The 4,928-nt window shown below is 49.1% G+C and carries 3 rRNA genes; all 3 read right to left on the bottom strand.

Annotation, left to right across the window (positions count from 1 at the left end):
• A 5S ribosomal RNA gene (gene rrf / locus J3477_RS26020) occupies positions 1 to 103 on the bottom strand; the annotation flags it as partial.
• Positions 104 to 159: 56 nt separating this feature from the next.
• A 23S ribosomal RNA gene (locus J3477_RS26015) occupies positions 160 to 3,065 on the bottom strand.
• 230 nt (positions 3,066 to 3,295) lie between these two features.
• Positions 3,296 to 4,815, bottom strand: a 16S ribosomal RNA gene (locus tag J3477_RS26010).
• Positions 4,816 to 4,928 lie beyond the last annotated feature (113 nt).

Here is a 4,928-nt window from a genome sequence, read left to right as displayed (position 1 = left end):
ACTCTCCCACACAGTCGCCCATGCAGTACCATCAGCCGTCTAAGTCTTAACCTTCGTGTTCGGTATGGGTACGGGTGTAACCCTTAGACGCATCATCACTAGATATTGAAAGATTATTCTTTCAAAATTGCACTTAAGTTTACTTTGTAATAATTTGTATTGGTCAAGCCCTCGACCTATTAGTATCGGTCAGCTGAACATGTTACCATGCTTACACCTCCGACCTATCAACCTCGTGTTCTTCGAGGGGTCTTACTAGCTTACGCTATGGGAAATCTAATCTTGAGGTGGGCTTCACGCTTAGATGCTTTCAGCGTTTATCCCTTCCCGACGTAGCTACCCAGCTATGCTCCTGGCGGAACAACTGGTGCACCAGAGGTCAGTCCATCCCGGTCCTCTCGTACTAAGGACAGCTCCTCTCAAATTTCCTACGCCCGCGACGGATAGGGACCGAACTGTCTCACGACGTTCTGAACCCAGCTCGCGTGCCGCTTTAATGGGCGAACAGCCCAACCCTTGGGACCTACTTCAGCCCCAGGATGCGACGAGCCGACATCGAGGTGCCAAACCTCCCCGTCGATGTGGACTCTTGGGGGAGATCAGCCTGTTATCCCCGAGGTAGCTTTTATCCGTTGAGCGATGGCCCTCCCACGAGGTACCACCGGATCACTAAGCCCGACTTTCGTCCCTGCTCCACTTGTGGGTGTCGCAGTCAGGCTCCCTTCTGCCTTTGCACTCTACGAACGATTTCCGACCGTTCTGAGGGAACCTTTGGGCGCCTCCGTTACTTTTTTGGAGGCGACCGCCCCAGTCAAACTGCCCACCTAACAATGTCCCGTCACCAGCTTCATGGTGCCCGGTTAGAATCCCAGTACTGTCAGGGTGGTATCCCAAGGACGACTCCACATCCCCTAACGAGAATGCTTCCAAGTCTCCCACCTATCCTGTACAGACAATACCGAAACTCAATGCTAAGCTACAGTAAAGCTCTACGGGGTCTTTCCGTCCAATCGCGGGTAGCAAGCATCTTCACTTGCACTACAACTTCGCCGGATTTACAGTTGAGACAGTGCCCAAGTCATTACGCCATTCGTGCGGGTCAGAACTTACCTGACAAGGAATTTCGCTACCTTAGGACCGTTATAGTTACGGCCGCCGTTTACTGGGGCTTAAGTTCACCGCTTCGCGTTACCGCTAACGATTCCCCTTAACCTTCCAGCACCGGGCAGGCGTCAGCCCCTATACATCAGCTTTCGCTTTAGCAGAGACCTGTGTTTTTGCTAAACAGTTGCTTGGGCCTATTCTCTGCGACCTACTCTCGTAGGCACCCCTTCTCCCGAAGTTACGGGGTCAATTTGCCGAGTTCCTTAACTGTAATTCTTCCGCCGGCCTTAGGATTCTCTCCTCACCTACCTGTGTCGGTTTGCGGTACGGGTACTACATTTCTCCCTAGAAGCTTTTCTTGGCAGCGTAGAATCAAGTACTTCAGCCTAAAAGGCCTTCCCCATCACACCTCAGCTAATACAGGCGGATTTGCCTACCTGTATACCTAAGTGCTTAGACTAGCATCCAATAGCTAGCACACTCTATCTTCCTGCGTCACTCCATCGGTAATAACGATTTGCAGTAGTATCGGAATATCAACCGATTGTCCATCACCTACGCCTTTCGGCCTCGGCTTAGGTCCCGACTAACCCTCAGCGGACGAGCCTTCCTGAGGAAACCTTAGGTTTTCGGCCACTAGGATTCTCACCTAGTTCTCGCTACTGATGCCAACATACTCACTCGTAATCAGTCCACCGCTCCTTACGGTACGACTTCAGCCCGATTACGACGCTCCCCTACCCCAGCAGATAAATCTGCTAGCCGTAGCTTCGGTGATAAGTTTGAGCCCCGAACATCTTCGGCGCAGGATCTCTCGACTAGTGAGCTATTACGCACTCTTTTAATGAGTGGCTGCTTCTAAGCCAACATCCTAGTTGTCTTAGAAATCCCACATCCTTTTCCACTTAACTTATACTTTGGGACCTTAGCTGACGATCTGGGCTGTTTCCCTTTTGACTACGGATCTTATCATTCGCAGTCTGACTGCCGGACTAATACTATATGGCATTCGGAGTTTGATAAGGTTCGGTAAGCGATATGCCCCCTAGCCCATTCAGTGCTCTACCTCCATTAGTCATATCCGACGCTAGCCCTAAAGCTATTTCGGGGAGAACCAGCTATCTCCGAGTTCGATTGGAATTTCTCCGCTATCCACAGCTCATCCCATGGTTTTTCAACACCAACGTGGTTCGGTCCTCCACGAAGTTTTACCTTCGCTTCAACCTGGCCATGGATAGGTCACCCGGTTTCGGGTCTACGGCATGCAACTAGTCGCCCTATTCAGACTCGGTTTCCCTTCGGCTCCGTACCTTAAGTACTTAACCTCGCTACATACCGTAACTCGTTGGCTCGTTCTACAAAAAGCACATCATCACACACATATGGTGCTATGATCGGTTGTAGGCACACGGTTTCAGGTTCTATTTCACTCCCCTTCCGGGGTTCTTTTCACCTTTCCCTCACGGTACTTCTTCACTATCGGTCATCAAGTAGTATTTAGCCTTGGGAGGTGGTCCTCCCTGCTTCCCACAAGGTTTCACGTGTCTCGTGGTACTCTGGAGCAGAACTATGGTCTTCTTGTTTCACTTACAGGACTATTACCTTCTACGGTGTATCTTTCCAGATATCTTCAATTACAATAGCCACCAATGTTATGTTCTGTCCGCAACCCCAAAGATAAATCTTTGGTTTGGGCTCTTCCGATTTCGCTCGCCGCTACTGACGGAATCGATTTTTCTTTCTCTTCCTCTAGGTACTTAGATGTTTCAGTTCCCTAGGTTTACCCTCCTATAGCTATGTATTCACTATAGGATACGTAGGGTTACCTACGTGAGTTTCCTCATTCGGAGATCTTTGGATCACAGGCTATTTGCGCCTACCCAAAGCTTATCGCAGCTTGTCACGTCCTTCTTCGGCTCTTGATGCCAAGGCATTCACCATGCGCCCTTTGTAGCTTGACCTATCAAATCAAATTTGAGTTACAAATTTGCTGATTTACTAAAATACTAGCGTGCATTTTAGTAATCAATTTATTACAAAGATTAGTAAATATCTTTACTTTAACTTATGTGCAATTTTCAAAGAACAATCTGAGATACTTGGTATCTCAAAATTAAACAGAGAGAGATTCTAACCAGAATTCGTATATATTAAGTCTGAAATGCATCAGTACTTAATAATTTCTCCATAGAAAGGAGGTGATCCAGCCGCAGGTTCTCCTACGGCTACCTTGTTACGACTTCACCCCAATCGCTGACCCTACCTTCGGCTGCTGCCTCCCTTACGGGTTAGCTCACAGACTTCGGGTATTGCCAACTCTCATGGTGTGACGGGCGGTGTGTACAAGGCCCGGGAACGTATTCACCGCGACATGCTGATTCGCGATTACTAGCAACTCCGGCTTCATGTAGGCGAGTTTCAGCCTACAATCCGAACTGGGACAAGTTTTTGAGATTTGCTCCACCTCACGGTCTTGCGTCTCTTTGTACTTGCCATTGTAGCACGTGTGTAGCCCTAGACATAAGGGGCATGATGATTTGACGTCATCCCCACCTTCCTCCCGGTTAACCCGGGCAGTCTCGCTAGAGTGCTCAACTAAATGGTAGCAACTAACAATAAGGGTTGCGCTCGTTGCGGGACTTAACCCAACATCTCACGACACGAGCTGACGACAACCATGCACCACCTGTCTTCCTGTCGATACCAAAGGTACCGACTTCCCCGGTTAAGGGTAATTCAGGAGATGTCAAGTCTAGGTAAGGTTCTTCGCGTTGCTTCGAATTAAACCACATGCTCCGCTGCTTGTGCGGGCCCCCGTCAATTCCTTTGAGTTTTAATCTTGCGACCGTACTCCCCAGGCGGGATACTTATTGTGTTAACGGCGGCACGGAGGTGTTGAAACCCCCACACCTAGTATCCATCGTTTACGGCGTGGACTACCAGGGTATCTAATCCTGTTTGCTCCCCACGCTTTCGAGCCTCAGTGTCAGTTACAGTCCAGAAAGTCGCCTTCGCCACTGGTGTTCTTCCTAATCTCTACGCATTTCACCGCTACACTAGGAATTCCACTTTCCTCTCCTGCACTCTAGATATCCAGTTTGGAATGCAGCACCCAAGTTAAGCTCAGGTATTTCACATCCCACTTAAATATCCACCTACGCTCCCTTTACGCCCAGTAAATCCGGACAACGCTTGCCACCTACGTATTACCGCGGCTGCTGGCACGTAGTTAGCCGTGGCTTCCTCCTTGGGTACCGTCATTATCGTCCCCAAAGACAGAGCTTTACAACCCGAAGGCCTTCATCACTCACGCGGCGTTGCTGCATCAGGGTTTCCCCCATTGTGCAATATTCCCCACTGCTGCCTCCCGTAGGAGTCTGGACCGTATCTCAGTTCCAATGTGGCCGATCACCCTCTCAGGTCGGCTACGCATCGTCGCCTTGGTGAGCCATTACCTCACCAACTAGCTAATGCGCCGCGGGTCCATCTTATAGCGGATTGCTCCTTTGATTTTCATTTCATGCGAAACGAAAATGTTATGCGGTATTAATCTTCCTTTCGGAAGGCTATCCCCCTCTATAAGGCAGGTTACCCACGTGTTACTCACCCGTCCGCCGCTAAGAAAGTTCCGAAGAACTTTCTCCGCTCGACTTGCATGTGTTAGGCACGCCGCCAGCGTTCGTCCTGAGCCAGGATCAAACTCTCAATTTAAAGTTTAATCATAGCTTACTTACTTAGTAAGTCTTTTTTCAAAAGAATTGCTGGTTTAGTTTAAGTCTAGTTTTAGACTTTGTTTATCTTCTCTGTTTAATTTTCAAAGACCA

Origin of the sequence: Clostridium zeae, from assembly GCF_017312485.1 — a bacterium.
In the GTDB taxonomy this organism is placed as follows: domain Bacteria; phylum Bacillota; class Clostridia; order Clostridiales; family Clostridiaceae; genus Clostridium_AR; species Clostridium_AR zeae.
This window is presented reverse-complemented; position numbering and strand designations above follow the sequence as displayed.